This window comes from Rhizobium sp. P2_G2 (assembly GCF_056403555.1).
In genome coordinates this window covers 134,655-158,836 of record NZ_JBFUFF010000008.1, presented here as the reverse complement: position 1 = coordinate 158,836, position 24,182 = coordinate 134,655, and the positions used below count along the sequence as shown (strand labels likewise).

The window sequence follows — 24,182 nt, the reverse complement described above, 5'->3', positions numbered from 1 at the left end:
CTCATGTTCCGACACCATTCGAACGGCGCGGGCGCGGACTTCAGGGGAAAATTTGTTCGTCGTCTTGCTTGTCATAGACCCTACTTCTCACGAGTTGGGGTCTCCGGCAAATCCGGCGCGGTTCAGGACACTTTTCCGGAACCTGCTCTAGAAAAGCTCGCGGTCTTTTTCCGTGGCAGGCTTCGTTGCTTTCTTACCCTTCGGACGACCGGACTTTTCAACCGGCATGCTTTCCGCAGCGGCCGCAGGAAGCAGGCTTTCCGCCGATAGATCTTGCGTCTTTTTGGCAGGAACAGTCTGTTCGGATTCGGGCTTTTTCACAAATTTAATGGCCATGATCATTCCGTATCATCATCGTATCAAAACAGCTCCGGGTGGTTTCGTCGCGGTCACGTCGCTCCGGAACTGCTGTCACACGCTATTCCGGAGCAAGTCGCTGTCAGATGGTCACTTCTTATCTTTCTTGCCAAACGAAGCATTGCTGCCGGCAAGCTTGACCTGAGAGCCTTCGACAGGGCTGGCCTTGACGACGCTCTTGTCTTTCTTCGGCTTTCGAACTTCACGGTTTCCGCGCACTTGGCCTTTTGCCATGATCGTTTCCTTCTCTGATCCCAGATATTTGTGCGAATTGCCGAGAGGCCACTGCGTCCCACATTGGGAAGAGCAGGCTCTGTCAGCATTCTGTTTGACGGGTTATTGCCGACACCGGAGCATCGGGGCAGGCACGAGGTAGTGACAAAGAGGACCCCCCCTCGTTCCGGCGTTGGTTCGATCCCGGGTGAAGCGGTCCTATAGGACAGGTGCGCTGATAAGCGCCTCCAATGTGAAACAGTGTAGCATGCACAGCGGAAGAATGGAATCGGCAATGCCGTTGGCTTCGGCGCGGGCTCATCGAATGGCCCAAGGTGCGCGATCTGTGTCGGCGCGCCAGATCGGGTCAGACACATCAATCATCCCTCGGCGATCGGCAACTGGTTGGAGCGCTTGATCTGCGACAGCGCAAAGCTCGATTCGATCGACGCGACGCCATCAAGGCGCGTCAGCTTTTCCTTGATGAAGCGCTCATAGGCGTGCAGGTCGCGGACGACGATGCGCAGCAGGTAATCGCGCTGGCCGGTCATCAGGTAGCAATCCACCACTTCCGGCCAGCGCGACATCGCCGCGTTGAATCGCTCCAGTTCTTCCTCCCGTTGGCGTTCCAGCTTGATCGAGACGAACACCGAGATCGGCAGGTCGACCATGTCCTGGTCGATGACCGCCGTATAGCCGGTGATGACGCCGCGATCCTCCATCAGCCTGACGCGCCGGGCGCAGGGCGAGGGTGACAGGCCGACCCGGTCGGCAAGCTCCTGCGCCGTCATCCGGCCGTCTGCCTGCAGGGCGGCAATGATCCGCCGGTCGATATTGTCCAGCTGCGGCTTTGGCATATTTCCCCAAAATCTAAGAATCTACGCAGAAAAATCACTAAATGATATCGTTTCCAAGGATATCTTTGGTTACTTTCGTCTCGGAGACTGCCTTACGCTGACGGTCCATGTCAAGGAGGCATTCATGGACCAGACAGAGCTGAAGACGCTTGCGCAGTTGGAAAAGAAGGCGCTTTGGCTGGCCGCCTGGATGATCCACAATGCCAATCATCTGCGCGACCATGTCGACGGGCTGAAGGTCGGCGGCCACCAGGCGTCTTCGGCCTCGATGGCGACGATCATGACGGCACTCTACTTCTCGGCTCTGCGACCGGAAGACAGGGTAGCCGTCAAGCCGCATGCGTCGCCCGTCTTCCACGCCATCCAGTATCTGCTTGGTAACCAGAGCTTGGACAAGCTCCAGAAATTTCGCGCCTTCGGCGGCGCACAGAGCTATCCGTCACGCAGCAAGGATAGCGACGACGTGGATTTCTCCACCGGCTCGGTGGGGCTGGGCGTGGCACAGACGCTGTTTGCCTCGCTGGTCCAGGATTATCTCAAGGCGCGCGACGAGCATCTTATCGAAGGCCGGATGGTGGCGCTGGTCGGCGATGCCGAGATGGACGAGGGCAACATCTTCGAGGCGCTGCTCGAAGGCTGGAAGCATGGCCTGCGCAACTGCTGGTGGATTGTCGACTACAATCGCCAGAGCCTCGATGCCGTGGTCCGCGAAGGGCTTTGGGAGCGATTCGAAAGCATTTTCCGCAATTTCGGCTGGGATGTGGTGATCCTGAAATATGGCTCGCTGCAGCGAACGGCTTTCGCGGAGCCGGGCGGCGAGGCCCTGCGGACATGGATCGATGCCTGCCCGAACCAGCTTTATTCGGCGCTGACCTTCCAGGGAGGTGCAGCCTGGCGCAAGCGGCTGACGGCCGATCTCGGCGACGAAATTGGCGCTTTGCTCGCGCGCCGCTCGGATGACGAACTGGCGGCGCTGATGACCAATCTCGGCGGCCATGACCTGCCGTCCCTGCTCGATGCCTTCGAGGCGGCGCGGTCGCACGACCGGCCGACATGCTTCATTGCCTATACGATCAAGGGTTTCGGCCTGCCGCTCGCCGRCCACAAGGACAATCACGCCGGCCTGATGACCAAGGACCAGATCGCGGCGCTGCAGGCCTCGATGGGCATATCGGCTGGCCGGGAATGGGAGAAATTCGAGGGGTTGGAGATCGCGGCGCCGGCGCTGCAACGCTTCCTCGGCGCGGTGCCTTTCAACGCCAAGGGCCGGCGGCGCTATCATGCGCAACGCGTGCCTGTTCCCCAGCAGTTGGCGGTCGAGACCAAGGGCACGATGTCGACGCAAGCCGGCTTCGGCCGGGTTCTCGACGAGCTGGCGCGGCTCGGCGGGCCGCTTGCCGATGCCATCGTCACCACGTCGCCGGATGTGACGGTGTCGACCAATCTGGGGCCATGGGTCAATCGGCGCGGCCTGTTTGCAAAACAATTGCTGGCCGATACCTTTCGCAGCGAGCGCATCGCCTCGGCGCAGAAATGGGAATTCGGCACGACCGGTCAGCATATCGAACTCGGCATCGCCGAGAACAATCTCTTCATCCTGCTTTCGGCGCTTGGCCTGTCGCATTCGGTCTTCAGCCGACGGCTGCTGCCGGTGGGCACGCTCTATGATCCGTTTATCGAGCGTGGATTGGATGCACTGAATTACGCCTGCTATCAGGATGCGCGCTTCCTGCTGGTCGCCACGCCCTCCGGCGTGTCGCTTGCGCCTGAAGGCGGTGCGCACCAGTCGATCGCGACACCGCTGATCGGCATGGCGCAGGACGGATTGGCGGCTTTCGAGCCGGCTTTCGTCGACGAACTCGCCGTCATCATGCGTTTTGCCTTCGACTATATGCAGCGTGACGGCGAAGCGGTGCAATCCGAGCGCACCTGGCTCAGGGAGGAGACCGGGGGCTCGGTCTATCTCCGGCTTTCAACCCGCCCGGTCGAGCAGATCGCCCGGACGATGACAGCGGAACTGGAGCAGCAGATTGTCGATGGCGGCTATTGGCTGAGGGAGCCGGGACCGAACTGCGAGGTCATCGTCGCCTATACCGGGACGGTCGCGCCGGAAGCGATCGAGGCGGTCGGAATGATGGCGGAGGATCGGCGCGACATCGGCCTGCTTGCCGTCACCTCCGCCGACCGGCTCAATGCCGGTTGGACAGCGGCAAGCCGAGCGCGGGAGCGCGGGCTGGTGCATGCAAAGAGCCACATCGAACGCCTTTTCGACGCACTGCCCCCGCATTGTGCCATCGTCACCGTGGCGGATGGTCATCCGGCGGGATTGGGCTGGCTCGGCTCAGTCTACGGCCATCGCACCCGCAGCCTGGGCGTCGAGCATTTTGGGCAATCAGGCACGATCGATGACCTCTACCGCCATTTCGGCATCGATGCGAATTCGATCGCGGCTGCGGCTGAGGGGATCGCGCGGGGGCGGCCGATACGGCATTTGAAGGCGCTGGAATAGCACCGGTTTCGCATGGTCTGCTCAATTGGCGAGGTTAGGGTCGCCCGCTGGGTACGGGCGATCCCACAGGTAATCACTGCCAGAACGCATATTTCCGATCGCCGCCGGCCGATGCGGCACTCACATGCGACATGATCTCACCCATATCCGGATGCGGTGATGCAAGCACTTCCTGTGTTGCTTGCTCGACCGCGTCGCGCACGTCCGCCTTAAGCGGATCAAGCCCATCTGCCGCCAGCAATCTCTCCTCGACCAGCTTCTTTGCCAGGATGTCGATCGGGTCGCGCTTCAGCCACTGGTCAAGTTCGCCCGGCCGGCGATACGTCGCCGGGTCGGAGCGGGAGTGGCCGGAATAGCGGTAGGTCTTCATTTCCAAGAGCGACGGGCCTTCGCCGCGGCGGGCGCGGGCGGCGGCGGTGTCCATGGCTGCGGCCACGGCATCGACATCCTGGCCGTCGACAATGACGCCCGGCATGCTGTAGCTCGCGGCGCGGGTGGCAATGTCCTCGACGGCGGTGGTGAGGTCGATGCGCGAATATTCACCATAGAGATTGTTCTCGCAGACGAACACGACCGGCAGCTTGAGGATGGCGGCGAAGTTGAGCGCCTCATGAAAGGCGCCGATATTCGCCGAGCCGTCGCCGAAGATCGACACCGCGATCCGGTCCGTGCCCCGGGTGCGGGCCGCCAGCGCAGCGCCGCAGGCGATCGGCAAGCCGGCGCCGATAATCGCCGCGGTCGGCAAGAGGCCGACGGCCGGTTCGACCAGGTGCATCGATCCGCCAAGACCGCCGGCACAGCCGACGGTGCGACCGCAGATTTCGCCCAGCACGCCGACGGTGGTGACGCCCAGCGCCAGCGCATGGCCGTGACCGCGATAGGTGCAGGTAACGATGTCATCCGGATCGATCGAGCGGGCAATGCCCACCGACACCGCTTCCTGGCCGCTGGCGAGATGCGTCGAACCGCGGATATGGCCCTCGCCGAACAGTTTTTGGATGCGCTCTTCGACCGAGCGGATTTCGATCATGCGGGTCAGCTGTTCCAGCCGGCTTTTCAGCGCCTCGCGGCGGGCGGGCGGCGAATTGGAGTTGGAAAGATCGGTCATGCGGCATTCCTCCACCAGGGCAGCGGCGGTTGGTTGGTCGAGACCAGCGCGTCGACCTGTTCGGCGATATAGGCAGCACTCGGCAGATAGCGGCTTTCGAGCACCCCGCTATAGGGCACCGGTGCATCGGGCAAAGTGATGCGATGGGGTGCTGCACGCAACTTGCCGAAATGCTCGACGGCAATGGCCGAGACGACATCGGCGCCCCAGCCGGATGCTGCGGGTGATTCTTCCACTGTCACCAGCCGGCCGGTGCGGGCCACGGAGTCGGCCACGGTCTTCTTGTCCCAGGGCCAGAGAGTCAGCAGGTCGATGACCTCGATATTGGCGCGGCTATTGGTGGCGGCTTGCTGCACCGCACGGACCAAGGCGCCGCAGGCGATCACCGTAGCGTCGGTGCCGGATTTGACGATCTCGGCCTGACCGAGCGGAATGCGATAATTCGGATCGTGCTCGAATTCCTCGCGCTCGGAATAGAGGATACGCGGCTCCAGCACGACCACAGGATCGGGATCCTCGATTGCCGAGCGCAACAGGCCATAGGTCGTGCGGGCGTTGCTGGTGACGCAGAGTTTCAGGCCCGGCGTGCCGCGGAACCAATGGTCGAGCATCTGCGAATGCTGACAGCCAAAGCCTTGACCGGCGCCGGCCGAAGCACGCACCACCAGAGGCGTCGTCAGCCGGCCGCGCGACAGATAGCGCATCGTGGCGGCCTGCGTGGTCAGCTGGTCGAGCGCGACACCGATGAATTCGACAAACATCATCTCGACGATCGGCTTCAACCCGCAGACGGCGGCGCCGACAGCCGCACCCATGAAACCCATTTCCGAGATCGGCGTGTCGATGACGCGCTGCGGGCCATGCTCGGCGAGCAGGCCTTCGGTGACCTTGAACGGCCCGCCGGCGGCGGCGACGTCCTCGCCCATCATGATGACGGTCGGATCATCCTTCATCGCGTCATCCAGTGCCCTCAGCACTGCCTGTCTTACCCAGATCTTGGCCATGTCTCCTCCTCATTCCCAGAAACGTCTGCCGCCTGGGCGGCCAAATTCATGCTTCGAGCACGATGGTCGGCGCCCCAGTCTTCACGTCATCACCGGCGGCGATCAGGATTTCGGCCACGGTGCCGGCGAAGGGTGCGGGCACTTCCACCGTGGTCTTGTCGGTCTCGACGACGAACAGTGTCTGGCCTTCGGCCACCTTGGCGCCGATCTGGACCTGGATTTCGCTGATCACCACCTCGTCGACGGCATCGCCGACCTTCGGCATCTTGAGTGTTGAACGCATCCTGTCACTCCGTATTGATCTTATCTCAAACCATGACTCGTTCTGACGAAGCGTCTCGCCCTGTCATCCAGCAGGTGGATTCGGCGACGGCATCAGCCAGTCGGCGATATGAACCATGCCCTGCACCGTCCAGCCGCCGTCGACGACCAGCGTCTGCCCGGTGATGTAACTCGCCCGGTCGCTCGCGAGGTAAACGACCGGATCGGCGATCTCCCAGGGTTCGGCGAGCCGACCCATGGGAATGCGCTCGACCTGCCATTCGCTGCGGATCGACCCGTCCCTGATTCCCTGTTCGATCAGCTTGGTGCGGGTCGAGCCCGGGGCGACGGCATTGACGCGGATATTGGCGGTCGCGGTTTCGGTGGCGTAAACGCGGGTCAGGCTCTCGATCCCTGCTTTGGCCGCGCTATAAGGGCCGCGGCCCTGGATGGCGATGATGCCGGCGGCCGAAGCAATGCTGACGATCGCGCCGCCCTTGCCGCGCGCCCGCATCCGGCGGATCGCCTGGGCGCAGCAGAGATGCATGCCGGTGAGATGCGTGTCGATCACCAGATGCCAGTCCTCCGGCGTCATGTTCTCCGCCAAGGCGACGCGCTGCACGCCGGCATTGTTGACCAGCACATCGATCTGTCCGGCCTCGCGGTCGATCTTGCTGAAGGCATCGGCGACGCTTTCGGGCTTGGCGACATTTGCTTTTAGGTAGGTGACGCTATCCCGCGTCTCGTCCGGATCGCCAAGGTCGAGGGAAAACACCTTGGCACCCTCTTCGAGGAAGCGGCCGGCGATGGCGTCGCCGATGCCACGCGCAGCGCCGGTGATCGCGACGACCTTGCCCGAAAACGATTGTGTCATGATCCTCCTCCCCACTTTGCCGCTAGTACATGAGCCAACCGCCACTGACATTGATGGTGGCGCCGGTGATGTAGCTCGCATGATCCGAGGCCAGGAACAGCACCGAGCCGGCGAGATCCGATGGTGGCGCCATATAGCCGAGCGGGATCTGGGCGACGGTCGCGGCGAGTGCGGCATCATCCATGCCGCTGCGCATCATCGCGGTGTCGGCCGCTCCGGGCGAGATGGCATTGACAGTGATCCTGTCCTTCGCCAGCGAACGGGCGAGGCCGCGGGTCATGGATACGATCCCGCCCTTCGTCGCCGCATAGGCGACCGAGCCGCCGAAACCGCCGCTCATCCAGCCCTGCGAGGTGAAATTGATGATCCGGCCGCCCTGGCCCTGATCCCGCATGATCTTCGCCACCGCCTGCGCCAGGAAGAACGCGGCCTTGAGGTTGATGTCGTGCTGGAAATCCCAATCGGCCTCGGTGACTTCGAACAGGCTGTGGCGGCGGACGAGAACGGCGGCCGTCTGTACCAGCACGTCGATACGGCCGAAGGCGGCCAGAACCTTATCGAGCGCCGTGTTCTGGTCGGAGACCGGCCGCAGGTCATGGCCGATCGCAATATGGCCCTCGCCTTCCATCTCGGCGACAACGGCATCCGCCTTGGCTTGGTCGAGATCGACCACGGCAACATCAGAGCCCGCCACGCCGAACGCCAGGCAGATTTCGCGGCCAATGCCGCCCGTGCCCCCGGTGACAATCACCTTCTTGCCTTCCAGCCCGGAGCCGAGATTGAACGCCATCTTCTTCTCCTCAACGCCCGTCCGGCGGCGTGACAACCGTATGCTCGGTAACGAAGCAGGATTGCGCCTCGCCCATGAATTTCTTGCGATCCTCGACCAATTGGCTGGCATAGGGTTCGGTGGCGAAGGCCTTCGCCGCATCCTCGACGCTGTCGAACCAGACCTCGCCGACACCGTCCCAGGCCGCCTCTTGAGGGTTCCAGCTTTGCACCCGGTCGAAGCGCAGGCCGCGCACGCCCGGCATCTGCCTGACGATATCGGCATGCGGCCCCGTCCAATGCGCGAAAAACTCTTCCTCAGTCATGCCGGGCTTGCGGCGGATGAAACTGATGCGCTTGATCATCCAGCGGCCCTCCGCGGCTGAAAGAATTCCAGCGTAATCCCGTCATGAATGCGCAGATAGGCGACTTTCGCGCCGATATTCGGACCGCCATCGATATCGACCGGACCTTCCGGCACGATCGGCCGCGCGCCGCAGGCAACAGCATGTTTCCAGGCGACGTCGGCGTTCTCGACCTTGAGGCAAAGATGCACATTGCCGGGATTGGCCGTCGCATCGGGCTGCTTCTGCTTTTCGGTCTGGTAGTCGAGCAGTTCCAGTGTATTGCCGCCGGGCAGGTCTACGAAGGCAGCCTTGATGCTGATACCGGGATAGCCGACATGTTTTCCCAGATAAGGCCCGTCGAGCACGGTCTGCCAGCGGGCCGGCACGCCAAGGAATGGTTCCCAGAAAGCCAGGGCATCATCGATGCTGGCGACGCTCATGCCGACATGATGGATGGCATTGGCTGTCGCGGCGTGCCCAACAATGTCTGTTTGCGCGCTCATCGCTCAGATCCTGAATAGCTTTTCGGCATTGCCGGAGAACAGCGCCACCTGCTGATCGCGCGGCAATATGGAGATGATCTCGGCATAGGCATTGATGACATCGGGATAGGAACTGAACATCCGGTCGACCGGCCAATTGGTGGCAAAGACGACGCGGTCCGGACCGAAGGCCTCGATACTGCCGAGCACATAGGGCCGGATCGAATCGACGGTCCAGAGCGGGTCGCACATGCCGAGGCCCGAAACCTTCATCCAGACATTCGGCGCTGCCGCCATGACGTCCATCGCAGCCCGCCATTGGCGAAAGCTTTCAGGATCGCGCTTCATCGGGATGGCGCAATGGTCGACGCAGATCTGCGTCTCCGGGAAGGTGCGGGCAAGGTCGAGAATATCGTCGGCCAGCTCGACGCGCGTATCGATGCAGGAGACGAGGTTGCGCGGGCCGAGCTCGGCAAAACCCTTTCGCCAGGCCGCGTCGACCAGGTAGTGGCCCTCTCCGAAATTGCGGATGCCGCGCACATTCGGATATTTGAGATGACGGTCCAGCACCTGCGCTGCGTCCGGCCGCGCCAGATGGCATTCGGCGATAATGCCCTGCGGAAAGCCGGTTTCTTGGGCAAAGGCCTGCAGCCATTCGGTTTCGTCGACCGGGTCGGGCGTGTTGACGGCAGCCTGCACATGCACGGCTTTGATCACATTGGCGAAGCGGATTTCAGCCAGATAGTCCTTGATCAGATAATGCTGGGATTTCAGCGGGTCGGTATCCGCCAGAAAGCCGTGAGTGGCATCCGGTTCCAGCCAGCCGTAGCGCAGCTTCGGATGCTTCATGTCATGCAGATGGAAATGGGTGTCGACGAATGCCAGTTCAGCCATGGCGGCGGGCCTCCAGGGGATGAATCGAAAGCGCATCGGCGACCGCCTGGCCGAGAGCTTCGGTCGAGGCTGTGCCGCCCATATCGCGCGTCAGATTTTCGCCGGAAGCAAGCACGCGGGCAATAGCGTCGACGATGGCATCTGCTGCTTCTTTCGCGCCGAGATGTTCGAGCATCATCGCGCCAGACCAGATCTGTCCGATCGGATTGGCGATGTTCTGGCCGGCAATGTCGGGCGCCGAACCATGCACGGGCTCGAACATCGAGGGAAAGCGCCGCTCCGGATTGAGATTGCCGGACGGTGCAATGCCGATCGTGCCGGTCACCGCCGGGCCGAGATCGGAGAGAATATCGCCGAACAGGTTGCCGGCTACGACGACATCGAAGGTGGAGGGGCGGCGGACGAAATGGGCGGTCAGGATATCGATATGATATTGCTCGGTCGCGACATCCGGGAATTCCTTGGCGATCGCCCGGAAGCGCTCGTCCCAGAACGGCATGGTGTGGATGATGCCGTTGGACTTGGTCGCCGAGGTCAGCTTCTTCTTGCGCTTGCGGGCGAGGTCGAAGGCAAAGCGCATCACCCGGTCGCAGCCGAAGCGCGTGAAGATGGTCTGCTGGGTGACCATTTCCTGGTCCATGCCGGGGAACATGCGGCCGCCGATCTCCGAATATTCCCCCTCATTGTTTTCGCGGACGATGTAGAAGTCGATCAGTCCGGGATTGGCGAGCGGCGATGGCACGCCGTCGAACAGCCGCACGGGCCTCAAGTTCACATATTGCTGGAAATTGCGTCGGATCGGCATCAGCAGCGTCCAGAGCGACTCGACGTCGGAGACCGTCGGCCAGCCGATGGCGCCGAGGAAGATCGCGTCATGATTGGCAATCCGGTCGAGCCCGTTGGCCGGCATCATCCGGCCGGTGCGGGCGTGATGATCGCAGCCCCAGTCGAAATCCTCCCAGGCAATGTCGACACCGAACAGGCGCGCGGCTTCGCTGACCACCTTTATGCCCTGCGGGACGACTTCCTTGCCGATCCCATCTCCCTGGATCACGGCGATCTTGGCTGAGGGCATGTTTCTCGAACTCCAGGCGGGAATGGGTGAGTACGGATGGTATCGTTTCAATTATAGTCGCGGTCAGATGCAATGCAAGGCCTTCGGGCGTGAAGTTTGACGGAGCAGTGCGTTCGCCTGACGCCGTGAGCGAACATATCGGCATCTGAACGCTAGAGGAATCAAATCAATATATTGAAATTACTTGAATAAATGGAATGTATGAAAATCGCCGTGGGCGTTTTCGTCGTCTCGGAATTGCCGTCAAGGCGCGGATTGGCCATTTGATGCGGCTCATCCATGTGCCGTACTGGCCACAAAAAAGTTCTTGCATTCTTCTGATAACGTTTCAATATGCATTCCCGCGGACGGCTGAGGCTGTTCGGGAGGAATATCTCCATGTCGCCGCAAGAGGCGGTCGCAGGGGCCAAGCATGGCCGGCCGGGGAGGTTTGAGACGCAATGACTGCAGGAGAGCGCAAGCGCCGCGCAATTGTGACCGGGGCCGGCAGCGGCATCGGACGGGCAGTGGCGCTGCGCCTGCTGGCCGAAGGTGTGCAGGTGCTTGGCGTCGATATCGATGCCGAGAAGCTCAAAGGCGTCGCCAACGACAATTATGAAGGGCTCCCCGCCGATCTCGCTGATCCGGCGGCGCGTGCAAAGCTTGCCGAAGCGGCGGATGGCGCCGATTATCTGGTCAATTCGCATGGTGTGCTGGTGGTGAAGTCGATCTTCGACATCACGCTCGACGACTGGCGGCGGATTCACACGGTCAATGCCGAATCCGTCTTCTTCCTCTGCCAGCAGATTGGCCCAAAACTCCGGCCCGGCGGGGCAATCGTCAACCTGTCGTCCAGCTCGGCCAAGCTTGCCGCCACGACCGAGGTGGCGGCTTATGCTGCGTCGAAGACAACGATCCTGTCGATCACGCGCTCCTTCGCTTATGCGCTGGCCTCGCGCCCGGTACGCGTCAACGCCATTTGCCCGGGCATCGTCGACACGCCGATGCAGGATACAGTGCTCGCCGGCATGTCCAAGCTACGGGGGATGGAACTCTCGGCGATGAACGAGGCGCGCAACAAGACCGTGCCGCTCGGCCGGCCGGCGCGTCCGGAGGAATGCGCGGGTGCCATCTGGTTCCTGCTGTCGGACGAGGCAGGCTACATGACCGGCCAGGCGGTGAATCTCACCGGCGGCTTGGTGACCTGGTAGAGAGGGGAGACGATGAAACGACCGCAAGTGATCCGCGCCACCGGCCTCGGCCATCCCGAAGGTCCCTATGAGCTCGACGATGGCCGGGTGATCTATGCCAATACCTATGCCAGCGAAATCGGCTATTGGGACCCGAAGAGCGGTAAACAGGGCCAGTTCGCCTTTGTCGGCGGCGGCCCGAATGCCTGCATGCTCGGCAGCGACGGCGCGGTCTATTCCACCCAGACGCCCAATGTCGGCCAGTGGGTTGCGCCCGAACACCGCCCACCGTCGATCCAGAAGACGTTTGCCAGCGGCAAGGTGGAAATCCTGGTCACCGAGGCCGATGGTTTTAAATTCGACGGTCCGAACGACCTGACCTTCGGCCCGGATGGCCGGCTCTATTTCACCGATTCCGGCGATTGGAACCAGGCCGAGAAACCGCATCCCGGCCGCATCTGCGTGATCGACAAGGACGGTTCCGCCCACATTCTCGAAGAGCTGGACTATGTCTATCCGAACGGCATCGTCGCCGAGCCGGACGGCTCGCTCATCTGGGTCGAGTCCTACACGCTTAATGTCATCCGCCGTAAGCCGGATGGCAGCAAGTCGCTGCTCTGCAAGATGCCGGAAGGCCATATTCCCGACGGCCTGAAGATCGACATCAACGGCGACCTCTGGATCACGGCGGTTGCGGCGGGAGGCGTCGATCATTTCACCAAAGACGGCAGGCATGTCGACTTCCTCGAGACGGGAGGCACGATCCTTAACTGCGTGTTCGGCAGGGGCGGCAAGCTGTTCTGCTGCGACATGGGTCCGTTCGACACGACTGGGTCGGCCATGACAGGATACCTGATCGAGGTCGATCTCGGCGTCGAAGGCATGCCGCTCTATCGCGGCGCGATCGGATAAGGAAAGCATCAGCATGAAAATCGCCAAAGTCGAAGCCATCCCGGTCAGTTATCCCGAACCGAACGATTTTAATGCGCTCCGGCATCTCTGCCTCGCCAAGATCACCGCCGATGACGGCCAGGTGGGTTGGGGGGAATCGATCACCCAGTTTCCGGAGGCAAATTTCGCTGCCAAGGCGATCATCGAAGGCATGGCGCCCAATCTGATCGGCAAGGACCCGGTGCAGACCGAGGCGCTCTGGCGGCAAAACAAGCAGCAGGCCTGGTGGTACGGCTATCATGGCGGCATCGCCTCCTATGCGACCGCGGCGATCGATATCGCGCTTTGGGATTTGAAGGGCAAGGCGCTGAACACGAGCGTTCTCGATCTGCTCGGCGGACCGGTCCACGAGCGCCTGCCGGCCATCGCCTCCTGCCATGCGCACTATGAGGATATTGCCGAAATGGCAGAGGAAACCCGCGAATGGGTCTCGACCGGCCTGCAGGGCCTGAAAACCGGCTTCGGCAAGCGCGGCAATGCCCGCCTCGGCTATGACCACAATCGCGACGTTGCCTATGTGAAGGCGATGCGCGAAGTGCTCGGCGACAAGATGCTGATGATCGACAATGGCATCGCCATCAAATGGGACGTCACCGACGCCGTGCGCCGCGCCAAGGCGATGGAGGAGTATAACCTCGCCTGGATCGAAGAGCCGCTCGGCGCCTGGGACCCGGAAGGCTATGCCAATCTCCGTTCCAAGACCACCACCCGCATTGCCTATGGCGAGCGCGAATGGACGCTCGAACAGTTCGAGCGGGTGCTGGCGACTGGCACGGTCGACGTGATCGGCGTCGATCCCGGCCGCGCCGAAGGCATTACCGGCTTCAAGAAAGTGACGGAGCGCTGCGAGTCCTATCGCCGGCAGGCCAATGCGCATGCCTGGTCGTCGGCGATCGTCACGGCGGCAAGTCTGGCGATTTCCTTCAATTCGCCAGCCTGCAAGCTGTTCGAGCTGAAGCCGCTGAGGAACCCGATGCAGCATGATCTCGTGCCAAAACCTTTCGAGCACAAGGACGGTTGGATGTATCCGCCGACCGGGCCGGGGTTGGGCATCGAGGTGAACGAGGACGTCGTTAACAGCTATCGCAGCGAAAAGGTGCTGGGATTGGTCTGACATGCATCTCGCGGGGAGCAATCGCTGCCCAAACGACGGCGGACTGCATGAACGGACAGGGTGCAGGAAGGTGGCTGGAGGAGCTGGTCCTTCCTGGGAAGTCTGGAAATTCAACTGTTCTGGGAGGAACACATGCGTAAAACTTACCGTCACATGCTTCTGGCAGCCGTCAGCTGCGCCACCATTTCCGCCGCCGGCCTGGCATTGGCGGATGAAAGCCAGATCCCCACTTCGGGCGACAAGGTCGATGGTGCGCCGCTTCAGGTCAAACGCGATTGGGGCACGTTCAAGCTTGCCGACCGCATCGCCGACAAGATCAAGAAGGGCGAGAAGATCAATTACGTCTTCTCCTACCAGGCCTCCGGTATTCCGCTGTTCTCGCCGCAATACAAGGCGGGCTTCGACATGGGCTGCAAGATGGGCAATGCCATCTATCCGATGGATTGCGCCGCGATCGCACCTGTGCAAAACGACCCGAACCAGCAGGTCAGCCAGATCGAAGCCAAGCTTGCTGCCGGCGAAGTCGACTGCATCGGCATCGAGCCGGTCAGCTCGGACGCGATGACGGCGATCACCAACAAGCTGATGGATCAGGGCATTCCGGTCTTCACGGCTGGCGTCACCTCACGCGGCCACGAATTCACCAATTTCACCCAGATCCCGGACAAGGAAGGCCATACCGCCGCCGAAGCGGTGTTGAAATGGATCAAGGACAACAACAAGACCGACATCAAGGTCTTTGCGGTGTCCGGCGGCGACCCGACGCAATTCTGGGCGCAGGGCCGGATGAAGGGTTTCGAGGAAGGCATCAAGGCCGCCATTCCGGACGCCAAATTCGTCACCACGGCCGCCAACGGCCTGAACACCAGCTATGAGCCGGGCAAGACTTTTGACGTCTTCCGTTCGTTCCTGACAGCCAATCCGGATGTGCAGTTCATCGAGAATGTCGATATCGGCGCCGAACATGCCGACCGCGCCATCGAAAGCTTGGGCATGGCCGGCAAGGTGTTCACCATCGGCTGGAACTCCTCCAAGGGTCAGCTCGATGCGATCGAGAAGGGCATTCAGGTGGCGCAGCTCGACCAGCGCTGGCCCGACCAGGCAGCCTTCGGCGCACCCGCCTGTGCCCAGTTCCTCAAGAATGGCGTGATCTTGCCCAACACGCAAACGCTCAAGGCGGTGATGAAACCGGATGTCGCCCAAGCGCGCGCCGAGCTCGACAAGACCATGTCGCAGAAGTGATTTCTTGCAGACAACCAGTCGAGCCGCTGCAAGCGGCTCGATCGATTCCGGCCAGCCAAACGCCGTGAGCAAGACGGGGAGTTGAGATGAATATGAATCCAGGTCAGATCACGGAGCCGGCCGAGACGAAACGGGGATTTTCCGCCGCCAAGGCCACGGTCGACGCGGCACTGCGTATCGGCGGCCTGTTTCTTGCGGTCATCGCCGTGGCGCTGGTCTTTATCATCATCAACCCCAATTTCGCCAATCCCAATCTGGCCGTTTCCGTCCTGCGCGCGATGAGTTCCGTGGCGATCATGGCCATCGGCCTGACGCTGGTGATCGTGGTCGGCGAAATCGACCTTTCCTTCGGCGCCATGTATGGCCTGGCGGCCAATACGCTGGCCGTTGTCTGGATCGTGTGGGGCGTGTCGGTCTATCTCGCGATCCCGATCGTCATCATCGTCGCCATCGCCGTCGGCATCTTCAACGGATTGCTGGTGACCAGCATGAAGATCCCATCCTTCATCGTCACGCTCGGCAGCTATAACCTGCTCTATGGCCTGTCGCTCTGGGTCACCAACACGCAGACCTTCAATCCGAACTACCCGCCGCCGGATGTCACCGTGAATCCGGGCGAGCTCAACTTCTTCATCGGCCTCACGCAGAATATCGGTAAATACAGTCTCTCTGTCGAAATCTTCTGGATGCTCGGCATTGCCGTGGTCGTCGGTTTGCTGCTGCATCGCTCGCTGTTCGGCTTCCGTCTGATGGCGATCGGCGGCAATCCGGAAGCCGGCCGGTTGGCGCGGCTGCCGGTGCGGAAATACAAGATTCTCGCCTTCATTCTCTGCTCGGTGCTTGCGGCGATGGCCGGCATTCTCGACTTTTCCTTCATCCAGACCAGCCAGCCGGATATCGGCCTGTCGCAGACCTTCCCGGTCTTCGCGGCGGTGATCATTGGCGGCGCCAGCCTGTCGGGAGGCAAGGGCACGATTGTCGGCACGTTGGGCGGCGCCCTGCTGTTGGCCGAGCTGCAGATCGGCCTGGCGCTGCTGTCGCCCGGACCGCATGTGCAACAACTCTTCCTCGGCGCGGTCACCATCGGCGCCGTGGCGCTCGATCTCTTCCTCACCAAACTGCGGAAGAGCAGGGCGTCATGAGCGGTCAGGGCATCGGCATTCGTGGCGTCAGCAAGCGCTATGGCAGCACGATCGCGCTGAATGGTGTCGATCTCGACATCCTCCCCGGCGAGGTGCTCGGTATTGCCGGCCCTAACGGCGCGGGTAAAAGCACGCTGATCCGCATGATCGCCGGCGAAGAAAGGCCCGACAGCGGCGAGCTGACCTTCGACGGCCAGCCCTGGTCGCCGACATCGGATTGGCAGGCAGTGGCCGTGGTGCATCAGGAGCCGCAGCTTTTCCCCAATCTGACCGTTGCGGAAAACATGCTGGTCGGGTGCGAGGGCACCAGCGGTGCCAGGCCGAAACTAAGCGATGCCGATGCCGCCGTGATGAACGCGCTCGGTATCGGCCATCTCCGGAACCGGCAGCTGTCGGAATGCTCGCTGGCCACGCAGCAGCGTACCGAAATCGCCCGGGCCGTCGCCCGCTCCTCAAAAGTCTTTCTGTTCGACGAGCCGAATTCGGCGCTGACCGCCGATGAATCGAACGAACTGTTCCGAGAAATGCGTCAACTGGCGGCGAGCGGCCATATCGTCCTGCTGGTCACGCATCGGCTCGAAGACCTGGTGGCGCATTGCAAGCGCGTCGCCATCGTCCGCGACGGACGGGTGCGCACGATCCTCGAAGCCGGGGCTCTGACCGAGGATGGCATCGCCCGCCAGATGGTGGTCGATAGCGGCGCCGTGCATGGCTCAGCCGTGCCGAAAGCCATGGCCTCTGCGTCTGCCCAGCCGACCTTCTCCGTCCGCCACTGGACGCATCGCAAAGCTTTTCGCGATATCACGCTCGACGGCAAGGCCGGCGAAATTATCGCCCTGGTCGGCGTGGAAGGTTCCGGTTCGCGCGAACTGATCCGCTCCTTCGCCGGGCTGGAGCGCTGCACGGGCACGATCAGCATCGGCGGCGAAACCGGTGAGCGGGCGGTCGACACGATGACCGCCTATGTTCCGGCGACCCGGCAGCTCAGCCTTTACAGCAACTATTCCGTCGGCGAGAACCTGCTCGTCCGGCTCGGCAAGCCCGAGATCGCCGGTGTCGGACTGATGTTGAAGACCCGGCGGATGAAGGAGATGGCAGAAGATGCCGTCAAGCGCTTCCTGGTGAAGGCGCGGACGACGACACAAGGCATTCGCTCGCTGTCGGGCGGCAACCAGCAGAAAGTGGCGATTGCCCAGGCACTGCATTGCAGCCCGAAATTGCTGCTGCTCGAAGAGCCGACGCGCGGCGTCGACATCCATAGCAAGGCCGAGATCTACCGGCTCCTGCGCGACTATGCCGATGCCGGCCATGTGGTGGTGATCTTCTGCACCGAGATATTGGAGGTCTATGAAGCCGCCGACCGCGTGCATGTCGTCGCCGACGGTCGCCTTTCGCAAGCATTGACGGTGGCGAGCTACGATCAGGTGGAACAACTGGCGACGGATATTACCCGGTTGGAGCAGGAAAGTCGGGAGAGGCTATTGAAAGCGGGATAATCTCAGGCGCCGCTTTTCAGCAATGCCCGAGCAGTCCGTGCTCAATTCACCTTATATTTCTTGATCGTCCCTTCATCGAGCACAAGCCCGAATCCGGCGCCCTGCGGCACGTCGTAATAGCCGTTGTCAAACTTCGAGCGGTTCGCCACCAGCGCATAGAACATCGGGTCCCGATCCGGATGAAACGTTTCCAAATATGTCCCATTCGGAATGCCCGACAGCAGGTGCGCGGAGATTTGCGGCTCCTCGTGATGACCCATTTGGCAGGTAAACGCTTGCGCCAAAGCAGCCACCCGTCGCCACTCCGTCGGGCCGCCGCCCCAGCTGGCGTCGTAGTTGCAGACGTCGATAGCGCCCGACATCATCAGGTCACGGCAGCCGGCGCGGCTGATCTCGCTCTGCCCTGCGGTGATTGGAATGCCCGTCTGATTGCGCGCGGCGGCAAGGTCGAGGCGGTCGTTGTACCAACGCACCGGCTCCTCGAACCAGCGGATGTTGAGGTCCCGGGCATGGCGTGAAAACGCCACCGCGTCCCGCAAAGTCCAGCCCTGGTTGGCGTCGACGCACAGGACGAAATCGTCGCCGACGGCACTGCGGGCGGCGCGAACGCGCTCGGCGTCTTCCTTTGGCGTACGGCCGCCGACCTTGAACTTGCAGCCGGCATAGCCTGCCGCGCGGATCTCCTCCATCTCCCGGCCGACATCCGCTAATGTCTTGTTTTCTTCATAATATCCGGCAATGCAGATCACCGGAAGCCGGTCGCGATAGCCGCCCCAGAGCTTGTAGAGCGGCACATCAAGCGCCTTGCCGACGGTGTCCCAGACGGCCGAGTCGACGCAGGCCTGGGCGCACATGGCGAGTTTGCGGTCGCGCAGGATATTGTAGCTCGGCCAGCGCGCTTCCTCCCAGCAGCCCTCGATGTTGAAGGCGTCTTTGCCGATCAGGCGCGGGGCGATTTCGTCGAGAATGATCTTGATCACTTCGGCCTGGGTCTCGAACTCGTCGCCGTTATAGACTTCGCCGACAATGCCCTCTTTCGTATAGAGGCGGGTGATGATCGTACAGCGATGCGTCATGTAATAGAAGCTGCCGCGGAAGGTGCGCGGCAACGGCATGCAGAGCGGGATGCATTCGATGCGCTCGATTGTGAGGGGTCCGACCATGAGACGCTCATTCCTGCGAAAAAATGAAACGTTTCCATAATAATGTGGTTCGTCACATTGGGTCAAGCGATAACCGGTCGCATATCCCTTGCTGGCATGATATAAGTTGCGTTAGGATGGAGTTTCGCAATGGTTTCCGGCATGTTGGCCGAGAAAATCCGGTTTGCACGGCAAGGGGATCGGCGTGGCTAAAAGCGTTGAGAAGAAGGCGACGATCCGCGATGTGGCGCGGGTCTCGGGCGTCTCGGTCGGAACCGTTTCACGCAGTCTCAACGCCCCTGATACAGTTAAACCCGATACGCTCGGCAAGGTGCGCGCCGCCATCCAGTCGCTGGGCTTCCAGCCGGATGTGCGGGCGCAGAACATGCGCCGGCGCAGCACGATGACGGTGGGTTTCGTTATCGATGATATCGCCAATCCCTGGCATGCAAGTTGTTTCAAGGCCATCGACGCGGAAATCCGAGAGCGCGGCTTCTCGCTTTACCTGATGAGCACCAATGGCAAGGCGAACGAAGAGGCGGCGGCCATCGATATGCTGCAGCACGGCCGCGCCGATGGCATGATCGTGACGCTCAATAACGAGCAGGACGCGCGCACGATCAAGCGCCTGAAGGAATTGCGCATCCCCTGCGTGCTGCTCGACCGCGACTTGCCGCTCGATATCGACGCGGTGCTCACCGAGCATGCGCCGGGCCTCAGGCAAGCCACCAACTATCTGATCGAACTCGGCCATCGCCGCATCGCGCTGATCACCGCCGGCAGCGACATTCGCCCGGGCCGCGAACGGGTGCGCGGCTTCGTCGAGGCCTTCGAGCGCGCCGGCCTGCCGGTGCCCCGCGACCTGATCCGCTCGCAGAGCCTGTCGGCCGACTATGGTTTTCGCGAGGCGACGACTTTGCTGCAGATGTCGGAGCGGCCGACGGCGATCATTGCCGCCGGCAACCGCATTCTCGTCGGCGTGCTGCGCGCCATGCAGCAGCAGAGCGTGTCGGTGCCCAACGATATCTCGCTGATCGCCTGCGACCGCTCGGACGTGGCACTGCTTTACCCGGGGCCGATCACGCTGATCGACCGGCCCGTGGAGGATATCGGCCGCACGGCGGCGCAGCTCCTGCTGGAACGGTTGAGCGGCAAAGGGGATCGGCCGGCGCAGCGCATTTCCTTCCCGACCCATCTGATCCTCGGCGGATCGTGCCTGCCGGTGCGGAAATAGGCAGGTCAGGGCTCCGTCCGGCGATGGCCGCCAGCGAGGAGCCATCCAGCACCGACGCTACAGCGCCAGCGACATCTGCTGCGTGAACAGATCCTGCCGGACATCCAGCAGCACCTCCTCGACCGCGTCGGCAGCGGCGCTGCACAGCCAGGCCATGCAGGAGGCCGGCACGGCGATGGGCACGAGCTTTTCCCGCGGGATCTTGCTGATCGGGTTGAGGCCGGAGGCGCGGATCTTGTCCTGCATGACAGTGTTCGTTGGCGGTATGCCGAGGAAGAAGGTTTTTATGCCGCCTGGCGAAAGTTCGAGCGCCATCATTCGCGTCAGCATCTGCATGCCGGCCTTGGAGGCGCAATAGGCGGCCCAGCCTTCCATCGGTGTCGTCGCGGCACCTGTTCCGGCATTGATGATCCTGCCCTTTGTTGCGCGCAAAAGTGGCAGCGCCGCGGTCGTCATCCTGTGGACGCCAACGACATTCACCTCGAAGGCCGTGCTCAATGCGCTGGCGGGCAAATCGGTCAGCGGCCCAATCGTCGAGATCGTTCCGGCATTGTTGACCAGTACATCCAGCCGGCCCGCCTGCGCCTTGATCTCCTCGATCGCTGCGTCGACATCCTCCTGCCTGGTCACGTCCAGCATCAGCTTTCTCACCCCGACGGGATGGTCCTCGATGCGGTCGGCAATGTGGACGCCGGCAAACACCTTCGCCCCCGCCGTGTCGAGAATACGCACCAGTTCGGCGCCGATTCCACGGCCCGCCCCGGTCACGAGAATGGTCTTTCCAGCGAGATTGGGGACGGGCACGGGGGCGAGATTAAACATTTTGTCAGTTGACCCAGATTTGGAAGTGATGTTAATTGGCCTGACCAATTTTAAGGAGGGTAGCGCGGGGTTTGCGCGTTTGTCAAACGCTTTTGCCCAGCGCTGCGGGAGAGAATGACGGCCAGGACGCACATTGAGGCGGCTCCGATCGCCTGCCAGTATCTCAATGATTTCGAGCACATTCGGCGCGACGGAACCGAGTGCGGCAAACATGTCGTGCGAGGGCTTGCGGCATGAGCGGCGAAACCAGATTTGGCGTCACCCGTCCGACCGAGGACGACATTCGCAAGGGCGACTTCTCCACGCCTTGGGATGCGCCGATGATCCCGCCCTTTCCCTTCCGTTTCCGCAATGCCGAGATCATGACGCTCTATTGGCGCACCGATCCGTCGGCCATGGCCTTTCTGCTGCCGCCGCCGCTCAAGCCGGTCGGCGACATTGCCTGCGTGCATATCTACAAGATGAACGACACCGACTGGCTCGGCCCCTATTCGGAGGCCAATCTCATGTTCGGCGCGGAACTGCCGGGCAAAGCCTCAGGCGCTTACTCGCCCTATCTTGTCCTGTCCTCGGATATCGGTGTCGCCCATGGCCGCGAAATCCATGGCCAGCCGAAGAAGCTCGGCATGCCCTCGGTCGAGATGCGCGGCGACCTGATCGTCGGCCGTGTCGAGCGCAACGGCATCGATGTGCTGACCGGTACGCTGCCCTATAAGCAGAAGCCGGTCGGACCCGAGGCGCTGAACCCCTATTTCGACTTCACCACCAATCTCAATCTCAAGGCTGTCAACCATATCGACGGCCGACCGGCCATCCGCCAGTTGACCTCCCGCTGCCTGGCGGAGGTGACGGTCCATGAGGCATGGGAGGGGCCCTGCACCGTCGAACTCAGGCCCAATGCGCAATTGCCGGTCTACCGGCTGCCGGTGATCGAGCCTTTGCGCGGCTTCTACTGGCGGGCCGACTTCACCCTCGTGGCGGGCGAGATCATCCATGACTATCTGGAGGTCGCGCCATGACTGCCCGGGTCGTCGTGACCGATTACACCTTTCCGATGCTCGAGCAGGAGGAGGCCGCCGCGCGCGCTGCGGGTGCCGAATTCGCCGCCCATCAATGCCGAACGGCCGAAGAGGTGGCGGCAGCCGTCGAAGGCGCCGATGTCGCCCTCGTGCAATTTGCTCCGTTCGGTACCAAGGCGGCGGCAGCCTTGAACCCGGGCGCCACCGTCATCCGCTACGGCGTCGGTTATGACAATATCGACCTTTCCGCAGCCCGCAGTCACAATCTGAAGGTCGGCTATGTGCCGGATTACTGCGCCGACGAAGTCGCGGAGCATACTGTGGCAGCGGCTCTGGCAATGCTGCGCAAACTGGCGGCGCTCGATGCTTCCGTCCGGCGCGGCGAATGGGCGGCCGCCAAGGTCTGCCGGCCGATGAAGCCTTTCGCCGACACAGTGTTCGGTTTCTTCGGACTGGGCCAGATCGGGCGCTCCGTGCTTCGGCGTCTCGGCGGCTTCGGCTTCCGTTTTATCGCCTCCGACCCGGTCCTGCTGGCCGCGGATGCCGAAGCGCTCGGTGTCCGTCAGGTTGACGCCGACGAACTGCTGCGACAGGCCGATATCCTCTGCCTGCATGCTCCGGCTACGCCCGACACCATTGGCTTTTTCAACGCCGAGCGGTTGGCAACCATGCAGCCGCATGCCGTCATCATCAATTCGGCGCGCGGCCAGTTGATCCGCGAGGACGACCTCGCGGACGCACTCGCCCGCGGCACTATCGGCGGTGCCGCGCTCGACGTCTTCGCAGTCGAACCCCTGCCGGCCGACAGTCCGCTCCGCGCGGCGCCGAACCTCATGCTGACGCCGCATGCGGCCTGGTATTCGGACAGTGCCATCCAGCGCCTGCAGTGCCTGGTGGCGGAGGATGTGACGCGTGCGCTCCGGGGCGAAGGCCCGCGCAAGCCGGTGCGCATGTGATGATTTTCAAGGAGGAATACCTGCGTCCGGCTTCGGGCACAGGGCGAAAACCCCGATATGGGATCGTGGTTTCAACTGGGAGGAAGTGACGATGCGAATGACGAAGATTCTGGGCGCAGCAACTGCGCTCCTGCTCTGCACCACCGGCATGGCCTATTCGGCCGCTCTCAAGCTCGAACCGGGCAAGAGCGCCGACATGGTGCTTTTGCCGAAATTCCTCGGCATCCTGGTGTTCGACCAGGCGCATCAGGGCGCGGAGGAAGCTCATAAGGAGCTCGCCAATCCGGGCAAGCTGCTGTTTGAAGGTCCGACGCCCGAAAATTCCGTCGCCGGCCAGATTGAAATGATGACCACCGCCGGCACACAGGGCCAGAAGGCGGTGATGATCTCCGACAATGCCGGTGATCAGATCGTCCCGTCTGCCAAGGCGGCGCATGACAAGGGCACGAAGATCGTCACCTGGGATAGCCCGATCCCCTCCGGCAAGAGCGAGGACGTGTTTGTCGCGCAGGTCGACTTCGGCTCGATCGGCGTGGTCATGGCCGACATGGCCTACTCCATCCTCGGCGGCAAGGGCGAGTTTGCGGTGCTTTCGGCAAGCCCGGATGCCGCCAACCAGAACGCCTGGATCGCGTCGATGAAGGATGTGCTGGCGAAGAATGCGAAATACAAGGATCTCAAGCTCGATGATGTCGTCTATGGCAACGACCAGTCGGAAGTCAGCTATAACCGGGCGCTGGCGCTGGTCGACAAATACCCGAACATGAAGCTGATCATGGCGCCCACCACGGTCGGCATCCAGGCCGCAGCCAAGGCGATGCAGGACGAAGGCCTGTGCGACAAGATCAAGGTCTCCGGCCTCGGCCTGCCGTCGGAAATGGTCTCCTACACGATGAAGGGCTGCGCGCCGCAATTCGCGCTGTGGAGCTTCCGCGACCTCGGCTACCTCACCTACTACACCGCCTATGGCCTGGCGACCGGCCAGCTGAAGGGCGACATCGGTGAAACCTTCCATGCTGGCCGCATGGGCGACTACAAGATCGAGGCCGACCCGCTGCGTCCCGGCGCCAAGCGCATCCTGATGGGACCCTTCACAGTCTACACCAAGGACAATGTCGAAGCCGCCTCGAAGTGAGACGACGCTGT

25 protein-coding genes are annotated in these 24,182 nt (G+C 62.2%); 11 read left to right on the top strand and 14 right to left on the bottom strand.

Annotated elements, in window-relative coordinates; translation table 11 throughout:
• Window positions 1-147 precede the first annotated feature (147 nt).
• The 3 genes from AC1D06_RS09880 to AC1D06_RS09870 form a co-directional block, all read right to left on the bottom strand.
• Window positions 148-336: a hypothetical protein gene (locus AC1D06_RS09880; RefSeq protein WP_477882688.1), complete on the bottom strand. Its 189-nt coding sequence runs from the start codon at window positions 334-336 to the stop codon at window positions 148-150.
• Window positions 337-447: 111 nt separating this feature from the next.
• Window positions 448-591, bottom strand: coding sequence for a hypothetical protein (locus AC1D06_RS09875; protein WP_477882689.1), 144 nt, complete (start codon window positions 589-591; stop codon window positions 448-450).
• Between the two features lie 359 nt (window positions 592-950).
• Window positions 951-1,427 (bottom strand): Lrp/AsnC family transcriptional regulator, encoded by a 477-nt coding sequence (locus AC1D06_RS09870; protein WP_477882691.1) that lies wholly within the window; start codon window positions 1,425-1,427, stop codon window positions 951-953.
• Window positions 1,428-1,551: 124 nt separating this feature from the next.
• Between AC1D06_RS09870 and AC1D06_RS09865 the strand changes: the two genes are divergently transcribed.
• Window positions 1,552-3,936: a transketolase-like TK C-terminal-containing protein gene (locus AC1D06_RS09865; protein ID WP_477986070.1), complete on the top strand. Its 2,385-nt coding sequence runs from the start codon at window positions 1,552-1,554 to the stop codon at window positions 3,934-3,936.
• Between the two features lie 73 nt (window positions 3,937-4,009).
• Here AC1D06_RS09865 and AC1D06_RS09860 read toward each other — a convergent pair whose 3' ends face one another.
• The 9 genes from AC1D06_RS09860 to AC1D06_RS09820 form a co-directional block, all read right to left on the bottom strand.
• Window positions 4,010-5,044, bottom strand: coding sequence for a thiamine pyrophosphate-dependent dehydrogenase E1 component subunit alpha (locus AC1D06_RS09860; protein WP_477986069.1), 1,035 nt, complete (start codon window positions 5,042-5,044; stop codon window positions 4,010-4,012).
• Window positions 5,041-6,048 carry an alpha-ketoacid dehydrogenase subunit beta gene (locus AC1D06_RS09855; protein WP_477882695.1) on the bottom strand — a complete coding sequence of 336 codons (1,008 nt, stop codon included), beginning with the start codon at window positions 6,046-6,048 and terminating at the stop codon, window positions 5,041-5,043. The genes AC1D06_RS09860 and AC1D06_RS09855 overlap by 4 nt, the downstream gene beginning before the upstream one ends.
• Before the next feature lie 46 nt (window positions 6,049-6,094).
• On the bottom strand, window positions 6,095-6,331 hold the full coding sequence (locus tag AC1D06_RS09850; protein WP_477882696.1) for a biotin/lipoyl-containing protein: 237 nt from the start codon (window positions 6,329-6,331) through the stop codon (window positions 6,095-6,097).
• Between the two features lie 63 nt (window positions 6,332-6,394).
• Complete coding sequence (locus tag AC1D06_RS09845) at window positions 6,395-7,183, bottom strand: SDR family NAD(P)-dependent oxidoreductase (RefSeq protein WP_477882698.1); 789 nt, start codon at window positions 7,181-7,183, stop codon at window positions 6,395-6,397.
• Window positions 7,184-7,205: 22 nt separating this feature from the next.
• A complete protein-coding gene (locus tag AC1D06_RS09840; protein ID WP_477986068.1) occupies window positions 7,206-7,973 on the bottom strand; it encodes an SDR family NAD(P)-dependent oxidoreductase in 768 nt (255 codons plus the stop codon).
• 10 nt (window positions 7,974-7,983) lie between these two features.
• Window positions 7,984-8,316 carry an EthD domain-containing protein gene (locus AC1D06_RS09835; protein WP_477882701.1) on the bottom strand — a complete coding sequence of 111 codons (333 nt, stop codon included), beginning with the start codon at window positions 8,314-8,316 and terminating at the stop codon, window positions 7,984-7,986.
• Window positions 8,313-8,801 carry a VOC family protein gene (locus AC1D06_RS09830; RefSeq protein WP_477882702.1) on the bottom strand — a complete coding sequence of 163 codons (489 nt, stop codon included), beginning with the start codon at window positions 8,799-8,801 and terminating at the stop codon, window positions 8,313-8,315. The genes AC1D06_RS09835 and AC1D06_RS09830 overlap by 4 nt, the downstream gene beginning before the upstream one ends.
• A gap of 3 nt (window positions 8,802-8,804) precedes the next feature.
• A complete protein-coding gene (locus AC1D06_RS09825; protein ID WP_477986067.1) occupies window positions 8,805-9,674 on the bottom strand; it encodes an amidohydrolase family protein in 870 nt (289 codons plus the stop codon).
• Window positions 9,667-10,749 carry a tartrate dehydrogenase gene (locus AC1D06_RS09820; RefSeq protein WP_477882704.1) on the bottom strand — a complete coding sequence of 361 codons (1,083 nt, stop codon included), beginning with the start codon at window positions 10,747-10,749 and terminating at the stop codon, window positions 9,667-9,669. Before AC1D06_RS09820 ends, AC1D06_RS09825 begins: the two co-directional genes overlap by 8 nt.
• Before the next feature lie 440 nt (window positions 10,750-11,189).
• Here AC1D06_RS09820 and AC1D06_RS09815 point away from each other — a divergent pair, with 440 nt between their 5' ends.
• The 6 genes from AC1D06_RS09815 (at window position 11,190) to AC1D06_RS09790 (ending at window position 17,863) form a co-directional block, all read left to right on the top strand.
• A complete protein-coding gene (locus AC1D06_RS09815; protein ID WP_477882706.1) occupies window positions 11,190-11,939 on the top strand; it encodes an SDR family NAD(P)-dependent oxidoreductase in 750 nt (249 codons plus the stop codon).
• A 12-nt stretch (window positions 11,940-11,951) separates the two neighbouring features.
• Window positions 11,952-12,830, top strand: coding sequence for an SMP-30/gluconolactonase/LRE family protein (locus AC1D06_RS09810; protein WP_477882707.1), 879 nt, complete (start codon window positions 11,952-11,954; stop codon window positions 12,828-12,830).
• Between the two features lie 13 nt (window positions 12,831-12,843).
• Complete coding sequence (locus AC1D06_RS09805; protein WP_477986066.1) at window positions 12,844-13,983, top strand: mandelate racemase/muconate lactonizing enzyme family protein; 1,140 nt, start codon at window positions 12,844-12,846, stop codon at window positions 13,981-13,983.
• Window positions 13,984-14,115: 132 nt separating this feature from the next.
• The gene (locus AC1D06_RS09800; protein ID WP_477882709.1) at window positions 14,116-15,225 is read left to right on the top strand and encodes a sugar ABC transporter substrate-binding protein; all 1,110 of its coding nucleotides are present in this window, start codon (window positions 14,116-14,118) and stop codon (window positions 15,223-15,225) included.
• An 86-nt stretch (window positions 15,226-15,311) separates the two neighbouring features.
• Window positions 15,312-16,367, top strand: coding sequence for an ABC transporter permease (locus tag AC1D06_RS09795; protein ID WP_477882710.1), 1,056 nt, complete (start codon window positions 15,312-15,314; stop codon window positions 16,365-16,367).
• Entirely contained in the window at window positions 16,364-17,863 is a 1,500-nt protein-coding gene (locus AC1D06_RS09790) for an ATP-binding cassette domain-containing protein (protein WP_477882711.1), read from the top strand. Before AC1D06_RS09795 ends, AC1D06_RS09790 begins: the two co-directional genes overlap by 4 nt.
• Before the next feature lie 41 nt (window positions 17,864-17,904).
• On the opposite strand, the gene AC1D06_RS09785 is transcribed toward AC1D06_RS09790, so the two are convergent.
• Window positions 17,905-19,026, bottom strand: a complete 1,122-nt coding sequence (locus tag AC1D06_RS09785) for a mandelate racemase/muconate lactonizing enzyme family protein (protein WP_477986065.1) — start codon at window positions 19,024-19,026, stop codon at window positions 17,905-17,907.
• A 184-nt stretch (window positions 19,027-19,210) separates the two neighbouring features.
• On the opposite strand from AC1D06_RS09785, the gene AC1D06_RS09780 reads away from it, so the two are divergent.
• The gene (locus tag AC1D06_RS09780) at window positions 19,211-20,239 is read left to right on the top strand and encodes a LacI family DNA-binding transcriptional regulator (protein ID WP_477986064.1); all 1,029 of its coding nucleotides are present in this window, start codon (window positions 19,211-19,213) and stop codon (window positions 20,237-20,239) included.
• A 57-nt stretch (window positions 20,240-20,296) separates the two neighbouring features.
• Here the strand turns inward: AC1D06_RS09780 and AC1D06_RS09775 are convergent, their stop codons facing one another.
• The gene (locus tag AC1D06_RS09775) at window positions 20,297-21,061 is read right to left on the bottom strand and encodes an SDR family NAD(P)-dependent oxidoreductase (protein WP_477882715.1); all 765 of its coding nucleotides are present in this window, start codon (window positions 21,059-21,061) and stop codon (window positions 20,297-20,299) included.
• A gap of 233 nt (window positions 21,062-21,294) precedes the next feature.
• Between AC1D06_RS09775 and AC1D06_RS09770 the strand changes: the two genes are divergently transcribed.
• The 3 genes from AC1D06_RS09770 to AC1D06_RS09760 all read left to right on the top strand — a co-directional run bounded on the left by AC1D06_RS09770 (window position 21,295) and on the right by AC1D06_RS09760 (window position 24,171).
• Window positions 21,295-22,080, top strand: coding sequence for an acetoacetate decarboxylase family protein (locus AC1D06_RS09770; protein WP_477882716.1), 786 nt, complete (start codon window positions 21,295-21,297; stop codon window positions 22,078-22,080).
• Window positions 22,077-23,036, top strand: coding sequence for a C-terminal binding protein (locus AC1D06_RS09765; protein WP_477986063.1), 960 nt, complete (start codon window positions 22,077-22,079; stop codon window positions 23,034-23,036). The genes AC1D06_RS09770 and AC1D06_RS09765 overlap by 4 nt, the downstream gene beginning before the upstream one ends.
• Before the next feature lie 97 nt (window positions 23,037-23,133).
• Window positions 23,134-24,171 carry a rhamnose ABC transporter substrate-binding protein gene (locus AC1D06_RS09760; protein WP_477986062.1) on the top strand — a complete coding sequence of 346 codons (1,038 nt, stop codon included), beginning with the start codon at window positions 23,134-23,136 and terminating at the stop codon, window positions 24,169-24,171.
• The last annotated feature ends 11 nt before the right edge of the window (window positions 24,172-24,182 follow it).

Coding starts and splice junctions, on each gene's coding strand:
- AC1D06_RS09880 (WP_477882688.1), bottom strand. CDS start 336: ATGGCCATTAAATTTGTGAAAAAGCCCGAATCCGAACAGACTGTTCCT.
- AC1D06_RS09875 (WP_477882689.1), bottom strand. CDS start 591: ATGGCAAAAGGCCAAGTGCGCGGAAACCGTGAAGTTCGAAAGCCGAAG.
- AC1D06_RS09870 (WP_477882691.1), bottom strand. CDS start 1,427: ATGCCAAAGCCGCAGCTGGACAATATCGACCGGCGGATCATTGCCGCC.
- AC1D06_RS09860 (WP_477986069.1), bottom strand. CDS start 5,044: ATGACCGATCTTTCCAACTCCAATTCGCCGCCCGCCCGCCGCGAGGCG.
- AC1D06_RS09855 (WP_477882695.1), bottom strand. CDS start 6,048: ATGGCCAAGATCTGGGTAAGACAGGCAGTGCTGAGGGCACTGGATGAC.
- AC1D06_RS09850 (WP_477882696.1), bottom strand. CDS start 6,331: ATGCGTTCAACACTCAAGATGCCGAAGGTCGGCGATGCCGTCGACGAG.
- AC1D06_RS09845 (WP_477882698.1), bottom strand. CDS start 7,183: ATGACACAATCGTTTTCGGGCAAGGTCGTCGCGATCACCGGCGCTGCG.
- AC1D06_RS09840 (WP_477986068.1), bottom strand. CDS start 7,973: ATGGCGTTCAATCTCGGCTCCGGGCTGGAAGGCAAGAAGGTGATTGTC.
- AC1D06_RS09835 (WP_477882701.1), bottom strand. CDS start 8,316: ATGATCAAGCGCATCAGTTTCATCCGCCGCAAGCCCGGCATGACTGAG.
- AC1D06_RS09830 (WP_477882702.1), bottom strand. CDS start 8,801: ATGAGCGCGCAAACAGACATTGTTGGGCACGCCGCGACAGCCAATGCC.
- AC1D06_RS09825 (WP_477986067.1), bottom strand. CDS start 9,674: ATGGCTGAACTGGCATTCGTCGACACCCATTTCCATCTGCATGACATG.
- AC1D06_RS09820 (WP_477882704.1), bottom strand. CDS start 10,749: ATGCCCTCAGCCAAGATCGCCGTGATCCAGGGAGATGGGATCGGCAAG.
- AC1D06_RS09815 (WP_477882706.1), top strand. CDS start 11,190: ATGACTGCAGGAGAGCGCAAGCGCCGCGCAATTGTGACCGGGGCCGGC.
- AC1D06_RS09810 (WP_477882707.1), top strand. CDS start 11,952: ATGAAACGACCGCAAGTGATCCGCGCCACCGGCCTCGGCCATCCCGAA.
- AC1D06_RS09805 (WP_477986066.1), top strand. CDS start 12,844: ATGAAAATCGCCAAAGTCGAAGCCATCCCGGTCAGTTATCCCGAACCG.
- AC1D06_RS09800 (WP_477882709.1), top strand. CDS start 14,116: ATGCGTAAAACTTACCGTCACATGCTTCTGGCAGCCGTCAGCTGCGCC.
- AC1D06_RS09795 (WP_477882710.1), top strand. CDS start 15,312: ATGAATATGAATCCAGGTCAGATCACGGAGCCGGCCGAGACGAAACGG.
- AC1D06_RS09790 (WP_477882711.1), top strand. CDS start 16,364: ATGAGCGGTCAGGGCATCGGCATTCGTGGCGTCAGCAAGCGCTATGGC.
- AC1D06_RS09785 (WP_477986065.1), bottom strand. CDS start 19,026: ATGGTCGGACCCCTCACAATCGAGCGCATCGAATGCATCCCGCTCTGC.
- AC1D06_RS09775 (WP_477882715.1), bottom strand. CDS start 21,061: ATGTTTAATCTCGCCCCCGTGCCCGTCCCCAATCTCGCTGGAAAGACC.
- AC1D06_RS09770 (WP_477882716.1), top strand. CDS start 21,295: ATGAGCGGCGAAACCAGATTTGGCGTCACCCGTCCGACCGAGGACGAC.
- AC1D06_RS09765 (WP_477986063.1), top strand. CDS start 22,077: ATGACTGCCCGGGTCGTCGTGACCGATTACACCTTTCCGATGCTCGAG.
- AC1D06_RS09760 (WP_477986062.1), top strand. CDS start 23,134: ATGACGAAGATTCTGGGCGCAGCAACTGCGCTCCTGCTCTGCACCACC.